30 protein-coding genes and 1 tRNA gene are annotated in these 21,599 nt (G+C 70.0%); 24 read left to right on the forward strand and 7 right to left on the reverse strand.

The window, feature by feature from the left end; genetic code table 11:
• Positions 1-10 precede the first annotated feature (10 nt).
• The 9 genes from E8A49_RS06150 (at position 11) to E8A49_RS06190 (ending at position 7,651) form a co-directional block, all read left to right on the forward strand.
• A complete protein-coding gene (locus E8A49_RS06150; RefSeq protein ID WP_293377673.1) occupies positions 11-655 on the forward strand; it encodes a RibD family protein in 645 nt (214 codons plus the stop codon).
• Positions 655-1,245, forward strand: a complete 591-nt coding sequence (locus E8A49_RS06155; RefSeq protein ID WP_293377676.1) for a riboflavin synthase — start codon at positions 655-657, stop codon at positions 1,243-1,245. The genes E8A49_RS06150 and E8A49_RS06155 overlap by 1 nt, the downstream gene beginning before the upstream one ends.
• A 33-nt stretch (positions 1,246-1,278) precedes the next feature.
• Entirely contained in the window at positions 1,279-1,743 is a 465-nt protein-coding gene (ribH, locus tag E8A49_RS06160; protein WP_293377679.1) for a 6,7-dimethyl-8-ribityllumazine synthase, read from the forward strand.
• Complete coding sequence (gene nusB, locus E8A49_RS06165) at positions 1,740-2,207, forward strand: transcription antitermination factor NusB (RefSeq protein WP_293377682.1); 468 nt, start codon at positions 1,740-1,742, stop codon at positions 2,205-2,207. The genes ribH and nusB overlap by 4 nt, the downstream gene beginning before the upstream one ends.
• Positions 2,207-3,148: a thiamine-phosphate kinase gene (gene thiL / locus E8A49_RS06170; RefSeq protein ID WP_293377685.1), complete on the forward strand. Its 942-nt coding sequence runs from the start codon at positions 2,207-2,209 to the stop codon at positions 3,146-3,148. The genes nusB and thiL overlap by 1 nt, the downstream gene beginning before the upstream one ends.
• A gap of 73 nt (positions 3,149-3,221) precedes the next feature.
• Positions 3,222-4,274, forward strand: a complete 1,053-nt coding sequence (locus E8A49_RS06175; RefSeq protein WP_293377688.1) for a 3-oxoacyl-[acyl-carrier-protein] synthase III C-terminal domain-containing protein — start codon at positions 3,222-3,224, stop codon at positions 4,272-4,274.
• Positions 4,271-4,777, forward strand: a complete 507-nt coding sequence (locus E8A49_RS06180; protein WP_293377691.1) for an isoprenylcysteine carboxylmethyltransferase family protein — start codon at positions 4,271-4,273, stop codon at positions 4,775-4,777. The genes E8A49_RS06175 and E8A49_RS06180 overlap by 4 nt, the downstream gene beginning before the upstream one ends.
• Positions 4,778-4,836: 59 nt before the next feature.
• On the forward strand, positions 4,837-5,298 hold the full coding sequence (locus tag E8A49_RS06185) for a hypothetical protein (RefSeq protein ID WP_293377694.1): 462 nt from the start codon (positions 4,837-4,839) through the stop codon (positions 5,296-5,298).
• Between the two features lie 226 nt (positions 5,299-5,524).
• Positions 5,525-7,651 (forward strand): sodium-translocating pyrophosphatase, encoded by a 2,127-nt coding sequence (locus E8A49_RS06190; RefSeq protein WP_293377697.1) that lies wholly within the window; start codon positions 5,525-5,527, stop codon positions 7,649-7,651.
• Positions 7,652-7,752: 101 nt separating this feature from the next.
• On the opposite strand, the gene bamE is transcribed toward E8A49_RS06190, so the two are convergent.
• The gene (bamE, locus tag E8A49_RS06195; RefSeq protein ID WP_293377700.1) at positions 7,753-8,259 is read right to left on the reverse strand and encodes an outer membrane protein assembly factor BamE; all 507 of its coding nucleotides are present in this window, start codon (positions 8,257-8,259) and stop codon (positions 7,753-7,755) included.
• 106 nt (positions 8,260-8,365) lie between these two features.
• On the opposite strand from bamE, the gene E8A49_RS06200 reads away from it, so the two are divergent.
• The 6 genes from E8A49_RS06200 (at position 8,366) to E8A49_RS06225 (ending at position 12,395) form a co-directional block, all read left to right on the forward strand.
• The gene (locus tag E8A49_RS06200; RefSeq protein WP_293377703.1) at positions 8,366-8,926 is read left to right on the forward strand and encodes a ubiquinol-cytochrome C chaperone family protein; all 561 of its coding nucleotides are present in this window, start codon (positions 8,366-8,368) and stop codon (positions 8,924-8,926) included.
• Positions 8,923-9,441, forward strand: coding sequence for a DUF177 domain-containing protein (locus E8A49_RS06205; protein WP_293377706.1), 519 nt, complete (start codon positions 8,923-8,925; stop codon positions 9,439-9,441). Before E8A49_RS06200 ends, E8A49_RS06205 begins: the two co-directional genes overlap by 4 nt.
• 89 nt (positions 9,442-9,530) lie before the next feature.
• The gene (gene plsX / locus E8A49_RS06210) at positions 9,531-10,604 is read left to right on the forward strand and encodes a phosphate acyltransferase PlsX (protein WP_293377709.1); all 1,074 of its coding nucleotides are present in this window, start codon (positions 9,531-9,533) and stop codon (positions 10,602-10,604) included.
• Positions 10,601-11,581 carry a beta-ketoacyl-ACP synthase III gene (locus E8A49_RS06215; protein ID WP_293377712.1) on the forward strand — a complete coding sequence of 327 codons (981 nt, stop codon included), beginning with the start codon at positions 10,601-10,603 and terminating at the stop codon, positions 11,579-11,581. Before plsX ends, E8A49_RS06215 begins: the two co-directional genes overlap by 4 nt.
• Before the next feature lie 95 nt (positions 11,582-11,676).
• Positions 11,677-11,979 (forward strand): integration host factor subunit alpha, encoded by a 303-nt coding sequence (locus E8A49_RS06220; RefSeq protein WP_293365954.1) that lies wholly within the window; start codon positions 11,677-11,679, stop codon positions 11,977-11,979.
• A 14-nt stretch (positions 11,980-11,993) separates the two neighbouring features.
• On the forward strand, positions 11,994-12,395 hold the full coding sequence (locus tag E8A49_RS06225) for a MerR family transcriptional regulator (protein WP_293377715.1): 402 nt from the start codon (positions 11,994-11,996) through the stop codon (positions 12,393-12,395).
• A gap of 60 nt (positions 12,396-12,455) precedes the next feature.
• Here the strand turns inward: E8A49_RS06225 and E8A49_RS06230 are convergent.
• Positions 12,456-12,532, reverse strand: a tRNA-Pro gene (locus tag E8A49_RS06230).
• Positions 12,533-12,603: 71 nt separating this feature from the next.
• Between E8A49_RS06230 and E8A49_RS06235 the strand changes: the two genes are divergently transcribed.
• Positions 12,604-13,068, forward strand: coding sequence for a hypothetical protein (locus E8A49_RS06235; protein WP_293377718.1), 465 nt, complete (start codon positions 12,604-12,606; stop codon positions 13,066-13,068).
• Here E8A49_RS06235 and E8A49_RS06240 read toward each other — a convergent pair.
• Positions 13,065-13,259: a DUF2842 domain-containing protein gene (locus E8A49_RS06240; protein ID WP_293377721.1), complete on the reverse strand. Its 195-nt coding sequence runs from the start codon at positions 13,257-13,259 to the stop codon at positions 13,065-13,067. The two genes, E8A49_RS06235 and E8A49_RS06240, sit on opposite strands and share 4 nt — an antisense overlap.
• A gap of 90 nt (positions 13,260-13,349) precedes the next feature.
• On the opposite strand from E8A49_RS06240, the gene E8A49_RS06245 reads away from it, so the two are divergent.
• From E8A49_RS06245 to msrB, 8 genes are all read left to right on the forward strand, one after another.
• Positions 13,350-14,381, forward strand: coding sequence for a COX15/CtaA family protein (locus E8A49_RS06245; protein WP_293377724.1), 1,032 nt, complete (start codon positions 13,350-13,352; stop codon positions 14,379-14,381).
• Positions 14,382-14,475: 94 nt separating this feature from the next.
• A complete protein-coding gene (locus E8A49_RS06250) occupies positions 14,476-15,087 on the forward strand; it encodes a cytochrome P460 family protein (protein WP_293377727.1) in 612 nt (203 codons plus the stop codon).
• A gap of 146 nt (positions 15,088-15,233) precedes the next feature.
• Positions 15,234-15,707, forward strand: a complete 474-nt coding sequence (gene rplM, locus E8A49_RS06255; RefSeq protein ID WP_293377730.1) for a 50S ribosomal protein L13 — start codon at positions 15,234-15,236, stop codon at positions 15,705-15,707.
• 2 nt (positions 15,708-15,709) lie between these two features.
• Positions 15,710-16,216: a 30S ribosomal protein S9 gene (gene rpsI, locus E8A49_RS06260; RefSeq protein WP_293377733.1), complete on the forward strand. Its 507-nt coding sequence runs from the start codon at positions 15,710-15,712 to the stop codon at positions 16,214-16,216.
• A gap of 83 nt (positions 16,217-16,299) precedes the next feature.
• The gene (argC, locus tag E8A49_RS06265) at positions 16,300-17,280 is read left to right on the forward strand and encodes an N-acetyl-gamma-glutamyl-phosphate reductase (protein ID WP_293377736.1); all 981 of its coding nucleotides are present in this window, start codon (positions 16,300-16,302) and stop codon (positions 17,278-17,280) included.
• A gap of 39 nt (positions 17,281-17,319) precedes the next feature.
• Positions 17,320-17,856: a hypothetical protein gene (locus E8A49_RS06270; protein ID WP_293377739.1), complete on the forward strand. Its 537-nt coding sequence runs from the start codon at positions 17,320-17,322 to the stop codon at positions 17,854-17,856.
• A gap of 2 nt (positions 17,857-17,858) precedes the next feature.
• Positions 17,859-18,293 carry a GNAT family N-acetyltransferase gene (locus E8A49_RS06275; protein ID WP_293377742.1) on the forward strand — a complete coding sequence of 145 codons (435 nt, stop codon included), beginning with the start codon at positions 17,859-17,861 and terminating at the stop codon, positions 18,291-18,293.
• A gap of 72 nt (positions 18,294-18,365) precedes the next feature.
• Positions 18,366-18,857, forward strand: a complete 492-nt coding sequence (gene msrB, locus E8A49_RS06280) for a peptide-methionine (R)-S-oxide reductase MsrB (protein ID WP_293377745.1) — start codon at positions 18,366-18,368, stop codon at positions 18,855-18,857.
• A gap of 112 nt (positions 18,858-18,969) precedes the next feature.
• On the opposite strand, the gene E8A49_RS06285 is transcribed toward msrB, so the two are convergent.
• From E8A49_RS06285 to E8A49_RS06300, 4 genes are all read right to left on the reverse strand, one after another.
• The gene (locus tag E8A49_RS06285) at positions 18,970-19,791 is read right to left on the reverse strand and encodes a DUF2807 domain-containing protein (RefSeq protein ID WP_293377748.1); all 822 of its coding nucleotides are present in this window, start codon (positions 19,789-19,791) and stop codon (positions 18,970-18,972) included.
• Positions 19,788-20,369, reverse strand: a complete 582-nt coding sequence (locus E8A49_RS06290) for a DUF1700 domain-containing protein (protein ID WP_293377751.1) — start codon at positions 20,367-20,369, stop codon at positions 19,788-19,790. Before E8A49_RS06290 ends, E8A49_RS06285 begins: the two co-directional genes overlap by 4 nt.
• A complete protein-coding gene (locus E8A49_RS06295; RefSeq protein WP_293377755.1) occupies positions 20,366-20,692 on the reverse strand; it encodes a PadR family transcriptional regulator in 327 nt (108 codons plus the stop codon). The genes E8A49_RS06290 and E8A49_RS06295 overlap by 4 nt, the downstream gene beginning before the upstream one ends.
• Before the next feature lie 111 nt (positions 20,693-20,803).
• On the reverse strand, positions 20,804-21,589 hold the full coding sequence (locus E8A49_RS06300; RefSeq protein ID WP_293377758.1) for a CatB-related O-acetyltransferase: 786 nt from the start codon (positions 21,587-21,589) through the stop codon (positions 20,804-20,806).
• Between the last annotated feature and the right edge of the window lie 10 nt (positions 21,590-21,599).

Consider the following 21,599-nt stretch of genomic DNA (forward strand, 5'->3'; position numbering starts at 1 on the left):
GGAAATCGAAATGACCGTCACTCTCAAGCTCGCCACGTCCCTGGATGGCCGTATCGCCACGGCGTCGGGCGAGAGCCGCTGGATCACCGGCGAGGCGGCGCGCGAGGCGGTCCATCGGCTGCGCGCCGAGCATGACGCGGTGGTCGTGGGCGTCGAGACCGCGCTCGCCGACGATCCGGAGCTCACCGTGCGCCTGCCGGGCTACAACGGCCTCCAGCCGGCCCGCGTGGTGCTGGACAGCCGCCAGCGGCTGTCGCCCGACTGCAAGCTGGTGAAGACCGCCCGCGACGCGCCCACCTACATCATCGCCACCACCGAGCCCGACCCGGCCCTGGTCGCGGCCGGCGTCCGGGTGCTCACCGTCCGCGCGGTCGGCGAGGACCGGCCGGAGCTGAAGACCGTGGTCGCGGCGCTGGCCGCCGAGGGCCTGGGCCGGCTTTTCGTCGAGGGCGGCGGCCAGGTGGCAGCGAGCTTCGTGCGCTGCGGCCTGGTGGACGCGCTGGAGTGGTTCCGCGCCCCCGTGCTGATCGGGGGCGAGGGGCGGCCGGGGCTCGGCGCGCTGGCGGTTGCGAGCTTGGCCGCGGCGCCCCATTTCCGGCGGGTCGAGGTCCGCGAGCTGGGTCCCGACCTCTGGGAGCGATACGAGAAAGCCTGATGTTCACCGGGATCGTCACCGACGTCGGCCGCGTGCGCGCCGTGCGCGACACCGACCGCGACCGCCGTTTCGAGATCGAGACGGCCTATGATCTCGCGGGCGTCGACATCGGCGCCTCGATCAGCCACGCCGGCTGCTGCCTGACCGTGGTGGAGAAGGGCGAGGGCTGGTTCGCCGTCGAGGTCTCCGGCGAGACCCTGGGCCTCACCACCCTCGATGCCTGGACGGAAGGCCGCCGGGTCAACCTGGAGCGCGCCGCCAAGGTGGGCGACGAGTTGGGCGGGCATATCGTCTCCGGCCATGTGGACGGGATCGGCGAGGTCCTGAGCGTTGCGGCCGAGGGCGGCTCGCACCGGGTGCGCATCCGCGCGCCCCGGCCGCTGCACCGTTTCATCGCGCCGAAAGGCTCGATCACCGTCGAGGGCGTGTCGCTGACGGTCAACGAGGTCAAGGACGACGTCTTCGGCGTCAACCTGATCCCGCACACCTGGGAGGCGACCACCCTGGGCGAGCTGACGGCGGGCTCGCGGGTCAACCTGGAGATCGACATGCTGGCGCGCTATCTCGCGCGCTTCCAAGAAACCGCCTAAAGGGTTGCCTTCAGAACCGAAGGGGCCCGCGCCTTGAGCGAAGACACCGTCCGCATCCTCATCGTCGAGGCGCGCTTCTATTCCGATCTGGCGGACGAGCTGCTCAAGGGCGCGGTTGACGCCCTGACGGCGCACGGCGCGGCCTATGAGGTGGTGACCGTGCCGGGCGCGCTGGAGATCCCCGGCGCCATCGCGCTGGCGGAGGAGGGCGGCCACCGTACGGCGGGTACGGCCTACGACGGCTATGTGGCCCTGGGCACGGTGATCCGCGGCGAGACCTACCACTTCGAGATCGTCTCCAACGAGAGCGCCCGCGGGATCATGGATCTGACTGTCGGCAAGCGGCTGTGCATCGGCAACGGCATCCTGACCTGCGAGGACGAGGAGCAGGCCTGGGCGCGGGCCCGCGCCAGCGAGGGCGACAAGGGCGGCGGCGCGGCGCGCGCGGCGCTCACCATGGTGGAGCTGCGCCAGCAGTTCCTGGCCGGCGCGCGATGAGCGATTCCTCGAAAGCCGACACACCGAAGCCGCGCTCGGTGGCGCGCCTGGCCGCGGTGCAGGCCCTCTACCAGATGGAGGTCTCCAGCGTCGGCGCCGAGGCCGTCATCCGCGAGTTCGCCGAGCACCGCTTCGACCGCGACGCCGACGAGGACGAGGCCCCGCTCGCCGCCGCCGACGAGGCCTTCTTCGCCGACCTGGTGCGCGGCGTGGTGGCCAAGCAGAAGGCCGTCGACGCGGCCATCGCGCGCAAGCTGGCGGCCGGCTGGCGGCTTGACCGTCTCGACGCCACGGCGCGCGCCATCCTGCGGGCCGGCGCCTATGAGCTGATCGAACGGCCCGACGTGCCCACCGAGGTGGTCATCGACGAATATGTCGAGCTGGCGAAGTCCTTCTTCGAGGGGCCGGAACCGGGTTTCGTCAACGGCGCCCTGGACTCGGTGGCGCAAGAAACCCGGGGCTGATGTCCGGCGGCGGCGAGTTCTCCGAGATCGCGCGGCTGTTCCGGCCGCTGACCGGCGGCGCGGTCGGGGCCTTCGACCTCCTGGACGACGCGGCGATCGTCCCGCAACGGCCGGGCTTCGACCTGGTGGTCACCAAGGACGCCCTCGTCGAAGGCGTCCATGTGCCGCTGGGCGAGGCCGCCGACCTCGTGGCCCGCAAGCTGGTGCGGGTGAACCTCTCCGACCTGGCGGCCAAGGCGGCCGAGCCCTTCGGCGTCTTTCTCGCCGTCGCCTGGCCGCCGGCCTACGGCGTGGCCGACCGCGAGGCTTTCGCCCGGGGCCTGGGCGAAGACCTGCGGGCGTTCGGCGTCGCCCTGCTAGGCGGCGACACGGTCGGCACGCCCGGGCCCTTCACCGCCAGCCTGACCGCGCTGGGCTGGGTCCCCGAAGGCCGCATGGTGCGCCGGGCCGGCGCCCGGGCCGGCGACGTCCTGGCGGTCAGCGGGACGATCGGCGACGGCGTCCTGGGCCTGGCGGCGGTTCGGGGCGAGCTCGCCGACCCCGACGGCTGGCTATCCGGCCGCTACCGGCTGCCGAACCCCCGGCTCGACCTGCGCCAGGCTCTGTCGGGCCACGCCCACGCCGCCGCCGACGTCTCCGACGGCCTGATCGCCGACGCGGGGCACATCGCCGAGGCCAGCGGGACGGGCCTGACCCTCGACCTCGACGCCCTGCCGCTCTCGCCGCCGGCGCGCGCCTGGCTCGGCGTCCAGCCCGACCGGACGGCGGCCCTGGTGCGGCTGGCGACCGGCGGCGACGACTACGAGGTCGCGGCGGCGTTTCCCGGCCCGCCGCCCGCAGGTTTCACGGCCATCGGCGAGATCACGGCCGAGCCTGGCGTGCGGGTGCTGGCGGGCGGCCGGACGGTCGAGATCGCCCAGGCCGGCTGGCGGCATCTTTAGCCGGACAACGTAAAAGGAACCTCCGTCTTTTGAGGGGGTTGGCTCAGGGGGGACAGCCCGAGTCAGGACCACCATGACCGCCACCGTGAAACTGCTGTCCCTGGCGACGGCCTCGCCGCCGCACAACCTCAGCCAGGACGAGATGATCGCGGCGGCCGGCCAGGTGTTCGACGGCCGCGCCGCCAACTTCGAGCGCATGGCGCCGGTCTACCGCCATGCCGGGGTCCACAACCGCCAGCTCGCCATGCCCGCCGAATGGTACCTCGAGCCGCGCGGCTGGCCGGAGCGCGCCCAGGCCTATGACGCCGCCGCCCTCGACCTCTTCTGCCGGGCGGCCGCGGCGGCCCTGGCCGAGGCCGGCCTGACCGGCGGCGAGGTCGACGCCATCGTCACCGTTTCCACCACCGGCATATCCACGCCCAGCCTGGAGGCCCGCGCCATGGGCCGGATGGGCTTTCGGCCGGACGCCATCCGCGTCCCGCTGTTCGGCCTGGGCTGCGCGGGCGGGGCGGGCGGCCTGGCGCTGGCCTGGCGGATCGCCAGGGCCCAGCCCGGCGCCAGGGTGCTGCTGGTCTGCGTCGAGCTCTGCTCCATGGCCTTCCACCTGGACGCCGTCGGCAAGGCCGACATCGTCTCCACGGCGATCTTCGGCGACGGGGCAGCGGCCTGCGTGCTGGGCGGCAAGGCGGCCGACGGCTTCGCGGCGATCACGGGCTGCGGCGAGCACACCTTCCCCGACACCCTCGACATCATGGGCTGGCGGGTCGATCCCGACGGCCTGGGCGTGGTCCTGGCCCGCGACCTGCCGCCCTTCGTCCGCCGGGAGGTCAGGCCCGTGATGGAGGCCATGCTGGCCCGCCAGGGCTTCGGTCTCGAGGACGTCGGCCGCTTTATCTGCCATCCGGGCGGCATGCGGGTGATCGAAGCCCTGGAAGCGGCCCTCGACCTGGGGCAGGGCGCCCTCGACCACGAGCGCGAGGTGCTGGCCGACCACGGCAACATGTCCTCGCCCACCGTGCTCTTCATCCTCGACCGGGCGCGCAAGGCCGGCCTGCCCAGGCGCTCGGTGCTCACCGCCATGGGTCCGGGCTTCACCGCCGCCGCGGTGACCCTGGAAGCGGCATGATCCTCTCGGTCGTCATCCTCGGCCTGGTCACCGCCCAGCGGTTGGGCGAGCTGGTGCTGGCGCGGCGCAACACCCGGCGCCTGTTGGCGATGGGCGGGGTCGAGCGCGGGGCGGAGCACTATCCGCTGATGGTGGGCCTTCACGCCGCCTGGCTGGCGGGCCTCTGGTGGTTGGCCTGGGACCGGCCGGCGAACCTCGCCTGGCTCACGGCCTATGTCGTGCTGGAGGCCCTGCGCGTCTGGGTCCTGGCCTCGATTGGCCGGCGCTGGACCACACGGATCATCGTTGTCCCCGGCGAGACCCTGGTGCGCAAGGGGCCCTACCGCTTCATCCCGCACCCGAACTACGCCGTGGTGGTAGGCGAGATCGCCGTCCTGCCGCTGGTGTTCGGCCTGACGGCCTATGCGGTGGTGTTCTCCCTCTTAAACGCCTCGATGCTGTGGCTGCGCATCCGGGCGGAGAGCGCGGCTCTGGGCGAGACGGCCGCGCCGCTGGAGGCCTGAGCGCCTCGGCTCCTGGGCCGGCAACCTTCCAGCAAGGGGCCCGGGCGTAGGCTTTCGCCATGACCCGACGCCCCCTGATACTGTTGGCTGCCCCGATACTTGCCGCGATGAGCCTCGCCGCCGGCGCCGCGCAGGCGGCGGAGAAGCCTAAGGACAAGGCGCCCGCCGGCCAGTACGTCGACCTGCAGCCGGTGGCCCTGCCGATCGTCGCCGACGGGCGGCTGGTCAACTACGTCTTCGTCTATGTCCGGGTGAACCTGAAGGCGAGCGCCGACATCACCAAGGTCCGCGACAAGGAGCCGATGTTCCGCGACGCCCTGGTCCGCGACGGCCACAAGACGCCTTTCGTGCTGGCGAACGACTGGCAGAAGGTGGACGAGGCCAAGCTCCTGGCGGTCATGACCCGCGAGGCCAACGCCATCGCCCCCGGCGCGGTGGCCTCGGTGACGCTCACCTCGCAGACGCCTCAGAAGCACGTGATGCCGCCCCGTCCGGCTGCGCCAGACAAGCCCGAAGGGTAAGGGGCCGGCTGCGCCGGACCATCCCTTGGAACGGCCTTAAGCATCTCAAGCCGCGCCGCAGGTTGCGCCCACCGGCCAACTTTGGCACTTTCGCGCCTCTTGTCGGGGTCGCGTCGGAGAGCGCGTCCCGCATTTGGGGAAACCAGGGGCTGGGAACGAGCCGGGGCCGTCTCATTTCGACGGCGATCGCTCCCCCTCCGCGCGATCGTAAAGGGGTGCGCACGATATGAGTTCGATTCTGATGCTGGTGATCGCCGCCGGCCTGCTCGCGGTGCTTTACGGCGCCGTGCAGACCGCCTCGCTGCTCCGGGCCTCGCCCGGCAATGCGAAGATGCAGGAGATCGCCGCCGCCATCCAAGAGGGTGCGCAGGCCTATCTGAACAAGCAGTACACCGCCATCGGCGTGGTCGGCGTGGTGATCCTGATCGCCGTCTTCTTCCTGATCGGCCCGCTGGCGGCCATCGGCTTCGCCACCGGCGCGATCCTGTCGGGCGCGGCCGGCTTCGTCGGCATGCTGATCTCGGTCCGCGCCAATGTGCGCACGGCCCAGGCGGCGTCCGAGGGCCTGGCCAAGGGCCTGTCGCTGGCCTTCCGCTCCGGCGCCATCACCGGCATGCTGGTGGCGGGCTTCGCCCTGATCGGCGTCGCCGGCTACTACGCCGTGCTGACCGGCCCGCTGGGTCACGAGAACACCAGCCGCGAGGTGGTGGACTCCATGGTGGCCCTGGGCTTCGGCGCCTCGCTGATCTCCATCTTCGCCCGTCTGGGCGGCGGCATCTTCACCAAGGGCGCCGACGTTGGCGGCGACATGGTGGGCAAGGTCGAGGCCGGCATCCCCGAGGATGACCCGCGTAACGCCGCCACCATCGCCGATAACGTCGGCGACAACGTCGGCGACTGCGCCGGCATGGCCGCCGACCTGTTCGAGACCTATGCGGTGACCACGGTCGCCACCATGGTGCTGGCGGCGATCTTCTTCCGCGGCACCGAGGCGGTGAGCAACATGATGCTGGTGCCACTGGCCATCTGCGGCGTCTGCATCGTCACCTCGATCATCGGCACGTTCTTCGTTCGCCTGGGCAAGTCCAACAATATCATGGGCGCGCTCTACCAGGGCCTGATCGTCACCGGCGTCCTGTCCATCGGCGCGATCTGGTGGGTGATGCACGCCCTGGTCACCGCCCCGCTGACGGTGGGGACCAAGACCTTCGACGCCGACAGCCTGTTCTGGTGCGGCATCGCCGGCCTGGTGGTGACGGCGCTGATCGTGGTGATCACCGAGTACTACACCGGCACGGGCTTCCGCCCGGTGAAGTCGGTGGCTAAGGCCTCGGTGAGCGGCCACGGCACCAACGTGATCCAGGGCCTGGCCATGTCGCTGGAGTCCACCGCCCTGCCGGCGCTGACCATCATTGTCGGCATCATCGTCACCTACAACCTGGCGGGCCTGTTCGGCATCGCTATCGCCACCACCTCGATGCTGTCGCTGGCCGGCTTCATCGTGGCGCTGGACGCCTTCGGCCCGGTCACCGACAACGCCGGCGGCATCGCCGAGATGGCCGGCCTTCCCCCGGAAGTCCGCGTCACCACCGACGCCCTCGACGCGGTCGGCAACACCACCAAGGCGGTCACCAAGGGCTACGCCATCGGCTCGGCCGGCCTGGGCGCCCTGGTGCTGTTCGCGGCCTACACCGAGGACCTGAAGTTCTTCGCGGCCAACGCCGCCCCGGGGAGCTTCTTCGACCAGCTGGGACCGGTCGCCTTCGACCTTTCCAACCCCTACGTCGTGGTGGGCCTGCTGTTCGGGGGCCTCTTGCCGTTCCTGTTCGGCGGCCTCTCGATGACCGCGGTGGGCCGGGCGGCGGAAGCGGTGGTGGAGGAAGTCCGCCGTCAGTTCCGTGAGAACCCGGGGATCATGACCGGCGAGGTGAAGCCGGAGTACGGCCGCGCCGTGGCCATCCTGACCCAGGCGGCGATCAAGGAGATGATCGTCCCCTCGCTGCTGCCGGTGCTCTCGCCGATCGTGCTGTTCTTCGTGATCCGCGCCATCGCCGGCAAGGTGAACGGCTTCGCGTCCCTGGGCGCCATGCTGATGGGCGTGATCGTCACCGGCCTCTTCGTCGCCATCTCTATGACCTCGGGCGGCGGCGCCTGGGACAACGCCAAGAAGCTGATCGAAGAGGGCCACTACGGCGGCAAGGGTTCGGAAGCCCACAAGGCGGCCGTGACCGGCGACACCGTCGGCGACCCCTACAAGGACACCTCGGGTCCCGCCGTGAACCCGATGATCAAGATCACCAACATCGTGGCCCTGCTGCTCCTGGCGGTCCTGGCCCACGGGGTGATCCACTAGGCTTCAGCCACGGCTGACACGAAGACACCCCGGAGAGCGATCTCCGGGGCGTTTTTCTTTGGATCGGGATCCCCGTTTTCGCGGGGATGAGCGCTGCGCGCTCAGTTCCGGCCTTGGCCCGGGCGGTTGCCGGGGGCGTCCTGGTCCTGGTTGGGCAGGAAGCCGCCGCGGCCAATGTTGCCGAGGATCTGCTCCAGCACGCTCAGCTCGCGGCCGCGGGTCGGGGTCTCGCGGTCGTTGAAGGCCACCACCTTGCCGTCCTTCAGGGTGAGCGTGTTGACGCTCTCCACCAGTTCCGAGTCCTTGTTGAAGGTGATCGCCGTCACGTTGCGCGCGATCACCTCAGGCCGCTTGAAGGCCACCCGGGACTTCAGCTGGTTCATGTAGAACCAGGTGTTGCTGTCGAAGGTGCCCACCGCCGAGGGCGAACCGAGCCGGCCGCGCACGGTCGACATGGTGTCGGTGCCGATCTTCACCTCTTTCGGATCGGACTCGATCGCCTGGAATCCGGAATAGCTGGTCACCGGCGCGCAGGCCGTCAGGCTGGCCGCGGCGGCTGGGATCAGCAGGCCGGCGGCTAGGGCGGCGTAGGCGGCTCGGGAGGTCATTGGCGACGTTGGAACCTGATCTGATGCGTGAGGCCTTTGACCTATCGTCGCTCGCCCCTTAGTTCAATGCGGCTTTATGGGCCGGATCGGGCGAAATCGAGGCGTCATGTTGCTGGACCGACTGTTCCGACCCCGCCCTACGCTGCTGGCCGGCCGGGCGCTCTACGCCCGGGCGGTGGAGCAGTCGCGTGAACCCGCGCTCTATTCCGATCTCGGCGCGCCCGACACGGTGGAGGGGCGATTCGAGATCTACAGCCTGCACGTGGTGCTGCTGATCGAACGTTTGCAGGGCCCGGCCGCGGAGGGCGGCGAGCGGGCGGTCGAGGTCTCCCAGGCCCTGTTCGACACCTTCGTGAAGGACCTGGACCACGCGCTCCGCGAGCTCGGCGTCGGCGATCTCGCCGTGGGCCGCAAGATGCGCAAGCTGGGCGAGGCGATCTTTGGCCGCGGCAAGTCCTATGACGCCGCGATCCAGGCCCTGCCGGACCCGGCTCCGCTCGAAGCCTTGCTGGCCCGCACGGTCTACGCCGAAGCCGACCCGACCCCCGCGCCCCGGCTGGCGGCCTACGTCCTGGACCAACGCGCCGCCCTGGCCGGCCAGTCCCTGGAGCGGCTGGAAGCCGGCGAGGTCGACTGGGCCGCGCCCAAGGTCGACGGGACGCCATGACGGAGGCCTGGACCACGCCGGTGCGGCTCTCCGAGATGCGGGATACGCGCCGCCTGCGCCTGGAGCCCGACGCCGTCGAACGCGCCAAGGTCGCCAAGACGCTCGGCCTGGAAAGCCTGCCGGCGCTCACCGCCGACCTCACCTTGAAGCCCTGGATGGACGGGGTGGAGATCACCGGCCGGTTCGAGGCTGTGGTGGAACAGCTCTGCGCCGTGTCGGCGGAGCCCTTCGAGCATCCGCTGGCCGGCGACATCGACGTCCGCGTCGTCCCGGCCGGCAGTCCCCAGGCGGACGAGGCCCCCAGCGGCGAGCTTGAGCTGGACCTCGACGCGCCCGATCCGCCGGACATCTCGGAGACCGACGCCATCGACCTTTCGGCCTATGTGGTCGAGCATCTGGCGCTGGAGATCAACCCCTTCGCCCGGAAGCCGGGGGTGGAATTCGCCTATGAGCCGCCGCCGGAACCGGACTCGCCCTTCGCCGTGCTCAAGAAGTTGAAGGACGACGGGCCGTAGGGCCTTAAGGCCTTGTTTGCATTGCCGAGCCTGAGGGCTATCGTCGCCGCCGAATCCGGCGGGACCCGTCGAAGGACCAAAGCGCCGTCTTGACCCAACCGCTGGTGATTTCGATCGACGCCATGGGCGGAGACCACGGGCCGCCCGTGATCCTCCCGGCCGTGATCCGCGCCGCGGCGGCCCTGCCGCAGGACGTGCGCTTCCTGCTGCATGGCGACGAGGCGGCGATCGCCCAGGGCCTGGCCCGTCACAACGAGGCCCGCCAGCGGGTGGAGATCCGTCACGCCGAGCGGGTCATCGCCATGGACGAGAAACCCGCCCAGGCCCTGCGCCGCGGCAAGGGCACCTCGATGTGGAACGCCGTGGAGGCCCTGCGCGAAGGCCAGGCCCAGGCGGCGGTCTCGGCCGGCAACACCGGCGCCCTGATGGCCATCTCCAAGTTGATCCTGCGGATGAGCGGCGACCTGGAGCGCCCGGCGCTGGTCACCTCGATCCCGACGCCGCGCGGGGTGACCACCTTCCTCGACGTGGGCGCTAACATCGACTGCGACGCCGCCCGGTTGGTGGAGTTCGCGATCATGGGCGAGGCCTTCCACCGCGCCGCCCACGGCACCTTGAAGCCCACCGTCGGCCTGCTGAACGTCGGCGCCGAGGAGATGAAGGGCCACGAAGAGGTGCGCGAGGCGCACAGCATTCTGCGCGAAGGCAAGATCGACCTCGACTACCGCGGCTTCGTGGAAGGCGACGACATCACCCGCGGCGGCGTCGACGTCGTCGTCACCGACGGCTTCACCGGCAATGTGGCGCTGAAGGCCATGGAGGGCGCGGCGCGGTTCATCACCAGCGAGCTGCGCACCTCGCTCACCTCCAACCTGCTGGCCTCAATGGGGGCGATCCTGGCCCGGCCGGCCCTGCAAAAGTTCCGGGAACGGATGAGCCCGACGCCGGCCGCGCCGCTGCTTGGCCTGAACGGCATCGTGCTCAAGGCCCATGGCGGCGCCAGCGCCCGGGATTTCGACCTGGCGATCCGCCTGGCGGTCGATCTGGCGCGCAGTGGCTTCTCCGCGGAGATCGAACGGAATATGAGACGGCTCCCCGATGCGCTGGCCGAGGCCGCGCCGGCGCCCGCCGACGCGGGCGCGTCTCAAGGAGCCGAAGGTTGACGAGCGTGTTGCGTAGCGTGGTGACCGGCGTGGGCGGCTACCTGCCCGAGAAGGTGGTCACCAACGACGACCTCGCCAAATTTGTGGACACTTCCGACGAATGGATCGTCGAGCGCACCGGCATCCGCCAGCGCCACCAGGTGCGCGACGACGAGCCGGTCTCCGACCTGGCCGTGGCCGCGGCGCGCAAGGCGCTGGAGATGGCCGGCCGCACGCCGGACGAGGTCGACCTGATCATCGTGGCTACCACCACGCCGGACCTGACCTTCCCCGCGGTCGCCACCATCGTGCAGCGCAAGCTGGGCTGCCCGGTGGGCGTGGCCTTCGACGTCCAGGCGGTCTGCTCGGGTTTCGTCTACGCCCTGTCGGTGGCCGACGGCTTCGTGGCCCGCAACCGCTCCAAATGCGCCCTGGTGATCGGGGCGGAGACCATGACCCGGCTGATGGACTGGGCCGACCGCGGCACCTGCGTCCTGTTCGGCGACGGCGCGGGCGCAGTGGTGCTGGAGCCGCAGGCCGGGCAGGGGACCACCGCCGACCGCGGCCTCTTGGGCTTCGCCCTGCGCGCCGACGGGACGAAGCAGGAGCTGCTCTACGTCGACGGCGGCCCGTCCACCAACGGCCAGGTCGGCAAGCTGCGGATGCAGGGCAATCAGGTGTTTCGCCACGCGGTGGTGAACATCTCCGAGGCGATCACGTCCGCGGCTGAAGACGCCGGCGTCGAGGTGGCCAGCGTCGACTGGTTCGTACCGCACCAGGCCAACCTGCGCATCCTGCAGGGCGTCGCCAAGCGGGTCGGAATCGACGAGGCCAAGGTGATCACCACCCTGGACCAGCACGCCAACACCTCCGCCGCCTCCATCCCGCTCGCCCTCGACCAGGGCGTGCGCGACGGCCGAATCAAGCCGGGCCAGCTGCTCTTGCTGGAGGCCATGGGCGGAGGCCTCACTTGGGGTGCCTGCGTCATCCGACTCTAGCGCTTAAGGAAAGTCGGCAATCCGACGCTTGAAGTCTTTGACGGGATAGGACAATCAAGGCACGGTGACGCTACCGTCTAGGGGAGCAGGCGAGGATGAAGGGCGCGACGGTTACACGAGCCGATCTGTGCGAGGCGGTTCACGAGGAAGTCGGCCTGACTCGCCAGGATTGCGGCGAACTGGTGGAGCGCGTCCTCGAACTGATGGCCGTGGCCCTGGAGAAGGGCGAGCAGGTCAAACTCTCCGGCTTCGGCGTCTTCCAGGTCCGCGCCAAGCGCGCCCGCATGGGTCGCAACCCCAAGACGGGCGAGCCCGCCGCCATCGAGCCGCGCCGGGTGATCGGCTTCCGCGCCTCCCAGGTGATGAAGGCCCGCGTCGACCGGGCGCTCGCGCGTTGAAGGCGCACTGACAGGTGGCCAAGGGGCCGGAAGCCTTTCGGACCATATCCGAAGCGGCGGACGAGCTTCACGTGCCGCAACACGTCCTGCGGTTCTGGGAAACCAAGTTCGCCTTCATCCGGCCGATGAAGCGGGCGGGCGGCCGGCGGTTCTACCGTCCCTCGGACATCGCTGTGCTGCGCGGCGTGCGCCATCTGCTGCACGACGAGGGCTACACCATCAAGGGCGTCCAGCGCCTGCACCGCGAGGAAGGCCTGCGCCGCCTGGTGGGCGCGGGCGGCGGTGAAGGCGGCGAGGGTGCGAAGCCGCCGGCTCCCGGCCAGGCTTCCGCGCCCGTCGGCGACCGGCCCAGCCTGTTGCGCGCCCTCGAAGACCTCGAAGCCGCCAAACGCGACCTGGACCGGCTGCTCGGCTAGCCCATCCGAGCCCGCCCGCCGCCGAAACGGCCTACGACATCGCTTCAATGAGGATTGCGATGGTCGGAGCGACAGGATTTGAACCTGCGACCCCTTGACCCCCAGTCAAGTGCGCTACCAGGCTGCGCTACGCTCCGACGCCTCGCGGCGAGCGGGTCTTCTAGCGGCTTATGGCATGACGGCAAACGCTAAATTCGGAACGATCGTGATGGCCGCGGCGCTCGCCGCTTCGATGGCGCACGCCCAGGTGCGGCCGAACCTGCCGGAGGTGCGCGCCAGCATAGAGCGCGAGGGCGCGGCGGCCACCGTCAACCGGCTGAACCGCGCCGGGCAGTGGGACGTCATCCTCGACGGCATGGCCAACGGGGAGCCGGCCTGGATCGCCATCGCGCCTCTACTGGCTGAAGGAACGGACGCCGGCCCGTCGGAAGGCCTGGGCATCGCCCTGGCCCAGGCCCTGCCGCGCGCCCCGGCGGCGGTGCTGCACGTGCTGGACCCCAAGGACGGCCCGGTGCTGGGCGCCTCGCGGGTCTGCTCCATCCCCTTCGTCGAGCCCAAGCCCGGCGTCGTGGAGGCCTACAAGCCCAAGGCCATCGCCGCCGTCCAGGCTGTCCGCAGCCCGCGGCTGCGCTGGGCGCGCGAAGCCTGCCTGGCGGCGCTCAAGAAGGGCTAGGGCTGGTTCATCCAGCGGATCAGGGGCAGGATCGGCACGCCCCAGAGCACGCCGGCCAGGGCGTAGAAGGCGAACTGCAGCGGGCCGTGGTCGGGCACGAGCAGCGCCACGCGCACCACCAGGCCGATATAGAGGACCAGGAAGCCCAGGATGCCGAAAAGGCCGATCAGCTTGCGCAGGCGCGGGTTCATCGCCGCTGCTTAGCCGTGGGCGCGGGCCGTTGAAAGCCGCAAGGGGCGCAGACGTGGACGGACGGCCCTTTCCGCTGTAGCGCAGGCGCGATGACGTCGTTCCTGCGTTCCGACCGTTCCCGCGCCGTGGCCGCCTGGCTTTTGGCGGTCGCCGCCCTGGTGCTCGGCATGGTGGTGCTGGGCGGCACGACGCGCCTGACCGGCTCGGGCCTCTCGATCACCGAGTGGAAGCCGGTCTCCGGCGCCCTGCCGCCGCTCAGCCAGGCCGACTGGCGCGCGGCGTTCGACGGCTACCGGGCGATCCCGCAGTTCCAGTTCGTGAACCCGGGCATGACCCTGGAGCAGTTCCGCTTCATCTACTGGTGGGAGTGGTCGCACCGCTTCCTGGCGCGGCTGCTGGGCGCGGTGTTCCTCGTCCCGCTGATCTGGTTCGCCGTACGGCGAGACCTGCCGCGCCGGCTCTGGTGGCAGTTCGGCGCCATCGTCGTGCTCTGCGGACTGGAGCCCCTGGTCGGCTGGTGGATGGTGGCGAGCGGCCTGGCGCACCGGATCTATGTCGCTCCGGAGCGTCTCATGATGCATCTGGGCATCGCCTTCGCCCTGCTGGGCGCGCTGGTCTGGACGGCGCTCGACGCCTGGGCGGGTTCGGCGCGCCAGACCCTGCCCAGCCCATGGGGCGGCCGCGCGCTGGGCCTGGTGGCGCTGATCTACCTGCAGATCCTGCTGGGGGCCCTGGTGGCGGGCAACCAGGCCGGGCTAGTCTACAACGACTGGCCGCTGTTCGCCGGCCATCTGCTGCCGCAGGACTACGCCGGCCACGGCCTCTGGGCGACGCTGGCGCACAGCCAGGGCGCGGTGCAGCTGCATCACCGGCTGGTCGCCTATGTCCTGGCGTTCGCGGCGCTGGCGCTGGGCGTCGGGGCCTGGCGCTCATCCTACCTGCCGCCGGAATCGAAGCTGTTGGGCGTCATGGTCTCGGCCCTGGTGCTGGTCCAGGCAGGCCTCGGGATCGCGACCCTGATGGCCCGCGTGCCGATCGGCCTGGGCGTCGCCCACCAGCTCATCGCGGCCCTGACCCTCAGCCTCGCCGTCGCCTTCGCCTGGCGGGTGCGCCGCCTCTAAGACGGTGGCTGGAATCGTCGGCTCCACGTCATTGTGCAGCTCACCGCTGTGGCCCACAAAGGCGGCCAGGTCCGGCGGCTTTCGGGGGTTTCAAATGAAGTCTGGCGTTCTCATCGCCGCGGCGTTCCTGGCCGGCGGGCTCGCCGTGAGCGCGGCGTCGCACGCCCAGCCCCAGACTCCAGCGGTCGCCTACACCGCCGACGGCAAGCTGCAGTTCCCCAAGGACTACCGTAGCTGGGTCTACCTCTCGAGCGGCATGGACATGGCCTACACCGACAGTCCCGGCATGGCCGACCACCACATGTTCGACAACGTCTTCGTCAACCGCGAGGCCTATGCGGTCTTCCAGAAGACCGGGACCTGGCCGGATAAGACCATCTTCATGCTGGAAGCCCGGGCGGGTGAACAGCGGGGCTCGATCAACAAGAAGGGCCTCTTCCAGGGCGACACCATGGGCCGCGAGGCGCACGTGAAGGACACCACGCGCTTCAAGTCCGGCTGGGCCTTCTTCCCCTTCGCCGGCGGCGAGCAGCCGGCGACCGCGCTGCCCCAGACCTCCGGCTGCAACGCGTGCCACGAGCAGCACGGGGCGGTGGACACCACCTTCGTGCAGTTCTACCCGACGCTGATGCCCAAGGCTGAGGAGATGAAGACCCTCAGCGCCGCGTACCTGGCCGAGCAGAAGGCGGAAAGCGAGAAGAGGTAATATAATACCGTATCAAGAATCTTCAGTCTTTTCAGAGGGGTGAGGGAAATCTGGCGCGGGTGAGTTGACAGCGTCTGGCGTTGTCGGCATATGCGCCCGCTCACGTCGGGGCCGCAAAGCTCCGCCAGCTATACGGAACCCGTCCCATGATGAAGACCACGGCTTCGCTGAAGCCCGCCGAGGTCGAGAAGAAGTGGATCGTGATCGACGCCGAGAACGCCGTGGTCGGCCGTCTCGCGTCCTTCATCGCCAACCGTCTTCGCGGCAAGCACCTGCCCACCTACACCCCGCATGTCGACTGCGGTGACTTCGTCGTCGTGATCAACGCCGACAAGGTGAAGTTCACCGGCAAGAAGCTCACCGACAAGATCTATTACTGGCACACCGGCCACCCGGGCGGCGTCAAGCAACGCACGGCCGGCGCCGTGCTGGGCGGCCGCTTCCCTGAGCGCGTGCTCGAGAAGGCCGTCGAGCGCATGCTGCCCAAGGAAAGCCCCCTGGCCCGCAAGCAGCTGACCCACCTGCGTATCTACACGAGCGCCGAGCATCCGCACGCCGCCCAGAACCCCGAGACTATCGCGTTCGCCGATCTGAACGCCAAGAACGTGCGGAGCGCCTGAGTATGTCGGAAGCTGTCACGACTGAAGAAGCCGCGGACACCGAGGCCAAGGGCTTCGACGCCCTGAAGGGCATGGGCACACAAGCCGAGGACGTCGTGGTCCACGAGCGCAAGGTCGACGCCCAGGGCCGCGCCTACGCCACCGGCAAGCGCAAGAACGCCATCGCCCGTGTCTGGATCCAGCCCGGCAAGGGCAAGATCACCATCAACGGCCGCGACCAGGAGGTCTACTTCGCCCGCCCGGTGCTGCGGATGATGATCGCCCAGCCGATGGACCTCGCCGACCGCGCGGGCCAGTTTGACGTGGTGGTCTCCGTGCAGGGCTCAGGCCTCTCCGGCCAGGCCGGCGCGATCCGTCACGGAATCTCCAAGGCGCTCACCTATTTTGAGCCGGAACTGCGCAGCGTGCTGAAGCCGCACGGCCTGCTCACCCGCGACAGCCGCGTGGTCGAGCGGAAGAAGTACGGCAAGGCCAAGGCCCGACGCAGCTTCCAGTTCTCGAAGCGCTAAAGCCGCGCGGCCGAAAACCCGCGTTTGCGAAGGGCGCTTCGGGAAACCGAGGCGCCCTTTCTCTTTGTCCGGATATCCACCCCATGGCCCACACAGTCTTCATCGATGGCGAAGCCGGCACCACCGGCCTGCAGATCCGCGAGCGGCTGGCCGGCCGCGCCGACCTGGAGGTGGTCTCCATCGACCCGGCGAGGCGCAAGGACGCTGCCTCCCGCGCCGAGCTGCTGAACGGCGTCGACGCCGTTGTGCTCTGCCTGCCGGACGACGCCGCGCGCGAAGCGGTGGCCATGGTCACCTCCAACCGGGTCAAGATCGTCGACGCCTCCACCGCCCACCGGGTGGCGCCGGACTGGGCCTACGGCTTCGCCGAGATGGCCACCGGCCAGCGCGCCGCCATCGCCGGCTCCAACCGCGTCGCCAACCCCGGTTGCTACCCGACCGGCTTCATCGGCCTGGTGCGGCCGCTGGTCGAGGCAGGGCTGGTCCCGCCGGCCTTTCCGCTGACCGTCAACGCCGTCTCCGGCTACTCCGGCGGCGGCAAGGGGCTGATCGCAGAGTTCGAGGGGGCGGACCCGCCCGCCGGCACCGCCGACGCCTTCCGGATCTATGGCCTCAACCTGGCGCACAAGCACCTGCCGGAGATGGCCGCCCACACGGGCCTGGCGCACACGCCGGTCTTCGCGCCGGCGGTGGGCCGGTTCGCCCAGGGGATGATCGTCGAGGTTCCCCTCCAGCTCTGGGCGCTGCCGGGTAAGCCCACGCCTGCCGACCTGCACGTGGCGCTGCAGGCTTTCTACGCCGGCGAACGCTTCGTCGAGGTGGCCGGCGGCGCGGAATGCGCTGAGCTGCAGGAGACCCGCGCCGGGGCCGGCGGTTACGTGGCGGCGATGGATCCCGAGGCCCTGAACGGCACCAACCGCATGCGCCTCTTCGTCTTCGGAAGCGCCGACGGGACCCAGGCGCGCCTGGTCGCCCAGCTCGACAACCTGGGCAAGGGCGCGTCCGGCGCGGCGGTGCAGAACCTCAACCTGATGCTGGGCCTGGACGAGGCCGCCGGCCTTTAGGTTGCGCCGGCCCACGGCGCGGGCTTAGCTCGCGGGATCATGCGCATCCTCCCGATCCTGGCCGTCACGGCGCTCCTCGCCACGTCCGCCGCGGCCCAGTCGCCACCACTATTGCCGCCGCCGCCATCGGCGAAGCCGCCCGCAGCGGCGGCTCCGCTGGCCGTCACGCCGCCGCCGGGAGACATGGGCTTCGTCGAGCTGCTCGACAGCCGGTTCGGCCTGTTCAACGCCGGCCCCGACGGCAAGTCCTTCGAGCCCACCGACACCGTGCCGTTCAAGGTGGGCCAGTCCTACGGCTGGTTCGCCCACCTGCGCACCAACAAGCCGACCATCCACGTGCGCGAGGAGGTCCGGGCGCCGGCGCCCGCCAAGAGCTGGAGCGACAAGGTCAAGCTCCCCCAGGGCATGACCATCGCCGCCGATCACCGCTCCGCCGTCTATGAGCGCGACGTGACCCCCACGAGCGGGATGATCATCAGCGGCTGGGCCATCGCCGCCGGCGATCCGCTGGGTGAGTATGTGATCCGCGCCACCATCGACGGCCAGCTGCGGCAGTTCAATTTCGAGATCAAATAGGGATGCGCCTGCGGCCCGCGACGGCGGACGATGCGCCGGCGATGGGCGCGCTCCACATCGCCGCGATGCGGACCCTGACCTTCCTGCCGCAGATGCACACCGTGGACGAGGCGATGGCGTGGATGGCCACGGACGTCCTGCCGAACGGCCAGGCCTGGATCGCCGAGGCCGAGGGCGAGATCGCCGGCTACGTCGTCTTCACCGGCGACTGGATCCAACAGCTCTACGTGCGTCCCGACCGCCAGGGGCGGGGCGTGGGCTCGGCGCTGCTGGCCCATGCGCTGGCCGATGGCCGCCCGAAGCAGCTATGGACCTTCCAGGCCAACGCCCGGGCCCGCGGCCTCTACGAAGCGCGCGGCTTCCGAGCCGTGTCGTTCACCGATGGCGGCGGCAATGAGGAGAAGACCCCGGACGTCCGCTACGAATGGCGGCCCTGACGGCGTGCGGTAACGGACCAGAAACCGATCAAGGCTTGTAACTTTCCCCAACGGCGCCACGTAATTCCGGTCATGAACATGCTCAACCCATCCCGCCGCGGCTTCCTGATGGCCACGGCCCTTGTCGCCGCGGCCCCGGGCCTCGCCTTCGCCGCGGACGACCCCTACGCCAACTCGCCGTACCGCAAGATCAGCGACAGCGAATGGAAGGTGCGGCTGCTGCCGGCCTCCTACGAAGTGCTGCGCCACGAGGATACCGAGCGGCCGGGCACCAGCCCGCTCCTGAATGAGCACCGCAAGGGCACTTTCGCCTGCCTGGGCTGCGGCCTGCCGATCTTCAAGTCGGAGTGGAAGTTCGAGAGCGGCACCGGCTGGCCCAGCTTCTACACGGCGCTTCCCGGCGCCCTGATCAGGAAGACCGACCTGGCCATCGGCGTGCCGCGCACCGAGTACCACTGCGCCCAGTGCCTGGGCCACCACGGCCACGTCTTCCCCGACGGGCCCAAGCCAACGGGCCTGCGCTACTGCAACAACGGCGTCGCGTTGAAGTTCATCCCGGCGTAGGGCCCGCCTCTCCCCCGCGAAGCGAGAGGGAGAGGGTAGGGAGAGGGCGGTTTCGAGCTCTCCCTCTCCTCGATCTTCTCCCTCTGTCGCTTCGCTCCGCGGAGAGGAGGCCTCAGGTCCTTTTCGCCTTCCGATGCGCCGGCTCGGGCGGGACCGGCGGGACAGGGGCGTCTGCGCCGTCCTTCTGATGGATGCTTCCGGAGCCTGAGACATTGCTCTCCAGCTTCGCCGGCCGGGTCAGCAGGGTCACGTCGCCGGAGCCCGAGATATCCACATTGGCCGCGCCGGTGGGCGCCAGCGTCGCCCGGCCGGAGCCCCGGATACTGACGTCGGCGTCGGAGACCTTCAGATCGCTGAGGTCGGTCTCGCCGGAGCCGGACACCGAGATCGCGACCGAGCGGGCCTCGCCCTTGGCGCTCACCGAGGCGTCGCCCGACAGGTCCACGCCCAGCTTGTCCTGCTTGTAGTCGGCGATGGCCAGGGTGTCGGAGCCGCGGATGTTGAACTGGGTCACCCCGGGCGCGGTCATGACGATGCTCACCCGGCCGTGGTGATAGCGATGGCGCCGGCCTTCGTAGCGCAGCTCTCCGCCCTCCAGCACCAGGCCCTCGACCGCCTCTTGCGAGCCGGTCACGGTCAGCTTCGCCGGGCCCGAACTCTGGGTGTAGGTGACGTCAGCGGGGACATCGATGTCGAGGGTGTCGCCGCCGGTCCAGGCGATCTCGCGGCTGCCTTTCGGGCCGGAGTCGTGGCCGTCGTCATCGTCCCAGCCGTCCCGGCCGTTCCAGCTCCAGTGCAGGCCGCCGAAGTCGCCCCAGCGGTTCAGGGCGCTGTCGGTGAGGATTTCCGGACCGCCGATGGCGATGGCGCTGGACAGAGTGACCACCGAGACCAGGAAGCCCGTCACGGCGATCAGGACGAGCACGCGGATCATCGCACGCCTCCCAGGGTTTGCGGTTCGAGGGCCGGCTTCAGGAGCCGGTAGTGCAGGCGGCCGTACCAGACCAGGGCGTTGACCAGGCCGATGGTGACGATGGCCAGGACCGCGCCGCCGGAAGCCGCGCCGGCCATCAGGCCGATGCCGGCCAGGGCGGCGGCGGCGGGCCCGCCGGGGATGCCGGAAAAGGGTCCGGCCGCGAACACCACGCCGCCGGCGAAGAACACCGCCACGGTGGCGATCGCCAGGCCGAAGATCGTCCCGCCCACCGCCATCAGAATCGGCAGCAGGACCAGGATGTCGATGGCGCCCAGTCCCAGGACCGCGAAGACGGCCGAGGCGCCGGCCGAGGCGCTGCGTTCCTCTTCCCAGCGCTTCAGGCCGATCTCGGCGCGCAGCTCGCGTGCGAGGCGGCCCGGATCGCCGAGGCCCGCGGCCACGTCGGCCTCGCTGCGGCCGGCGGCCGCGCCTTCGTTGAAATGGTTCTCGTAGTCCGCGACGATGTCGGCCTGGGCTGACGGGGGCAAGCCGCGAAGGCCCTCCCGCAACCGGGCCATGAACGCCTGCCGGGTCATTTCACCCCTCCAAGGATGGTTTCGACCGCGCCGGAGAACGAGCTCCACGCGGATTTCTGCGAGGCGAGGCTCGCCTTTCCGGCTTCGGTGAGCCGGTAGTATTTGCGCGACGGCCCGGCCGGGCTCTCAACGAGATAGGTCTCGACGAGGCGGTCGGCCTGCAGCCGGCGCATCAGGGGATAGATCGTGCCTTCGCCCATGCCGATGGATTCGGAGAGCTGGCTGGCGATCTCGTAGGCGTAACTGTCATGCTGTTCGAGGAGGGCGAGCACGCAAAGCTCGAGGGCCCCCTTCTTCAGCTGGATTTCGATGGCTTCAGGCACGGCGGCCCTCCTTGCGTGGCCCAAAAACTATGACAAGGTACTGGGCGGTGCAAGGTAGCTTGCATTAAACTTTGGCAATCCTTCCTCGTGGCTTGAGCGGAAGGAACGGCGCTACCTCGGGGCCCCGGAGGCCGGGGCGGGCGCGCAGGCGGCGAGGATATCCTCGGCCGTCAGGCAGACCGGCAACATCGGCGCAGGCTTGTCCCGCGCGATCTTCTCCTCGAAGGCGTCGAGGAACCGTTCGGGGTCCGAGACGGGCAGGGAGGCCACGACCGCGGGCGAGAAGCGCCACCAGCGCGCTGTCTGGAACCGCGCGACCAGATTCTCCGAGAAGCGGTAGCGGAGGATCCGCGCGGGGTGGCCAACCACCACCGCGTAGGGCGGGACGTCCTTGAGGACCAGGGTTCGGGCCCCGATCACCGCGCCGTCGCCGATGGTGACCCCCGGCGCGATCATCGCCTGGTCGCCGATCCAGACGTCATGGCCGATGTCGACCTTCAGCTCCGTCGGAACGAATTCCTCGGCCAGGTCGGCGAGCCCAAATTGGGCGCGGAACGCCGTCACCGCCCGATGCTCGTCGCCCTTCAGCAGAGCTGGCGAGGTGCTGGCCCAATCGGCGGGGTGGTCGCCGCCCATCCAGGCGATGTTGCTGGCGAGCGAACAATAGCGCCCGACCGCGACCCATTCCCGTATCGCCGAGACGCTGTAGGAAAAGGCCCCGAGCACGCGCGGGAAGGTCGCGCCGGCCAGCAGCTCCGTAAAGGGCTCGATGAGGCAGGCGTCGGGAACGCCGATCTGTCCCCCGACCGCCCAACGGTCCCTGCCGTTCAGCGACTGATAGACGTGCTTTTCGCGAAGCAGCGCCAGCAGCTCCGGGGTGACGCGCAGGACGTGCATGCCCTGACCC

Source organism: Phenylobacterium sp., from assembly GCF_004799515.1.
Classification (GTDB): Bacteria; Pseudomonadota; Alphaproteobacteria; order Caulobacterales; family Caulobacteraceae; genus Phenylobacterium.

Excerpts from the sequence above, each read along its gene's own strand:
- E8A49_RS06175 (WP_293377688.1), top strand. The coding sequence starts at position 3,222 with ATGACCGCCACCGTGAAACTGCTGTCCCTGGCGACGGCCTCGCCGCCG.
- E8A49_RS06200 (WP_293377703.1), top strand. The coding sequence starts at position 8,366 with ATGTTGCTGGACCGACTGTTCCGACCCCGCCCTACGCTGCTGGCCGGC.
- E8A49_RS06245 (WP_293377724.1), top strand. The coding sequence starts at position 13,350 with ATGACGTCGTTCCTGCGTTCCGACCGTTCCCGCGCCGTGGCCGCCTGG.
- E8A49_RS06220 (WP_293365954.1), top strand. The coding sequence starts at position 11,677 with ATGAAGGGCGCGACGGTTACACGAGCCGATCTGTGCGAGGCGGTTCAC.
- E8A49_RS06180 (WP_293377691.1), top strand. The coding sequence starts at position 4,271 with ATGATCCTCTCGGTCGTCATCCTCGGCCTGGTCACCGCCCAGCGGTTG.
- E8A49_RS06300 (WP_293377758.1), bottom strand. The coding sequence starts at position 21,589 with ATGCACGTCCTGCGCGTCACCCCGGAGCTGCTGGCGCTGCTTCGCGAA.
- E8A49_RS06235 (WP_293377718.1), top strand. The coding sequence starts at position 12,604 with ATGGCCGCGGCGCTCGCCGCTTCGATGGCGCACGCCCAGGTGCGGCCG.
- nusB (WP_293377682.1), top strand. The coding sequence starts at position 1,740 with ATGAGCGATTCCTCGAAAGCCGACACACCGAAGCCGCGCTCGGTGGCG.
- E8A49_RS06205 (WP_293377706.1), top strand. The coding sequence starts at position 8,923 with ATGACGGAGGCCTGGACCACGCCGGTGCGGCTCTCCGAGATGCGGGAT.
- msrB (WP_293377745.1), top strand. The coding sequence starts at position 18,366 with ATGAACATGCTCAACCCATCCCGCCGCGGCTTCCTGATGGCCACGGCC.
- rpsI (WP_293377733.1), top strand. The coding sequence starts at position 15,710 with ATGTCGGAAGCTGTCACGACTGAAGAAGCCGCGGACACCGAGGCCAAG.
- E8A49_RS06240 (WP_293377721.1), bottom strand. The coding sequence starts at position 13,259 with ATGAACCCGCGCCTGCGCAAGCTGATCGGCCTTTTCGGCATCCTGGGC.
- E8A49_RS06285 (WP_293377748.1), bottom strand. The coding sequence starts at position 19,791 with ATGATCCGCGTGCTCGTCCTGATCGCCGTGACGGGCTTCCTGGTCTCG.
- argC (WP_293377736.1), top strand. The coding sequence starts at position 16,300 with ATGGCCCACACAGTCTTCATCGATGGCGAAGCCGGCACCACCGGCCTG.
- bamE (WP_293377700.1), bottom strand. The coding sequence starts at position 8,259 with ATGACCTCCCGAGCCGCCTACGCCGCCCTAGCCGCCGGCCTGCTGATC.
- E8A49_RS06275 (WP_293377742.1), top strand. The coding sequence starts at position 17,859 with ATGCGCCTGCGGCCCGCGACGGCGGACGATGCGCCGGCGATGGGCGCG.
- E8A49_RS06290 (WP_293377751.1), bottom strand. The coding sequence starts at position 20,369 with ATGACCCGGCAGGCGTTCATGGCCCGGTTGCGGGAGGGCCTTCGCGGC.
- E8A49_RS06250 (WP_293377727.1), top strand. The coding sequence starts at position 14,476 with ATGAAGTCTGGCGTTCTCATCGCCGCGGCGTTCCTGGCCGGCGGGCTC.
- E8A49_RS06185 (WP_293377694.1), top strand. The coding sequence starts at position 4,837 with ATGACCCGACGCCCCCTGATACTGTTGGCTGCCCCGATACTTGCCGCG.
- E8A49_RS06155 (WP_293377676.1), top strand. The coding sequence starts at position 655 with ATGTTCACCGGGATCGTCACCGACGTCGGCCGCGTGCGCGCCGTGCGC.
- E8A49_RS06190 (WP_293377697.1), top strand. The coding sequence starts at position 5,525 with ATGAGTTCGATTCTGATGCTGGTGATCGCCGCCGGCCTGCTCGCGGTG.
- E8A49_RS06150 (WP_293377673.1), top strand. The coding sequence starts at position 11 with ATGACCGTCACTCTCAAGCTCGCCACGTCCCTGGATGGCCGTATCGCC.
- E8A49_RS06270 (WP_293377739.1), top strand. The coding sequence starts at position 17,320 with ATGCGCATCCTCCCGATCCTGGCCGTCACGGCGCTCCTCGCCACGTCC.
- rplM (WP_293377730.1), top strand. The coding sequence starts at position 15,234 with ATGATGAAGACCACGGCTTCGCTGAAGCCCGCCGAGGTCGAGAAGAAG.
- thiL (WP_293377685.1), top strand. The coding sequence starts at position 2,207 with ATGTCCGGCGGCGGCGAGTTCTCCGAGATCGCGCGGCTGTTCCGGCCG.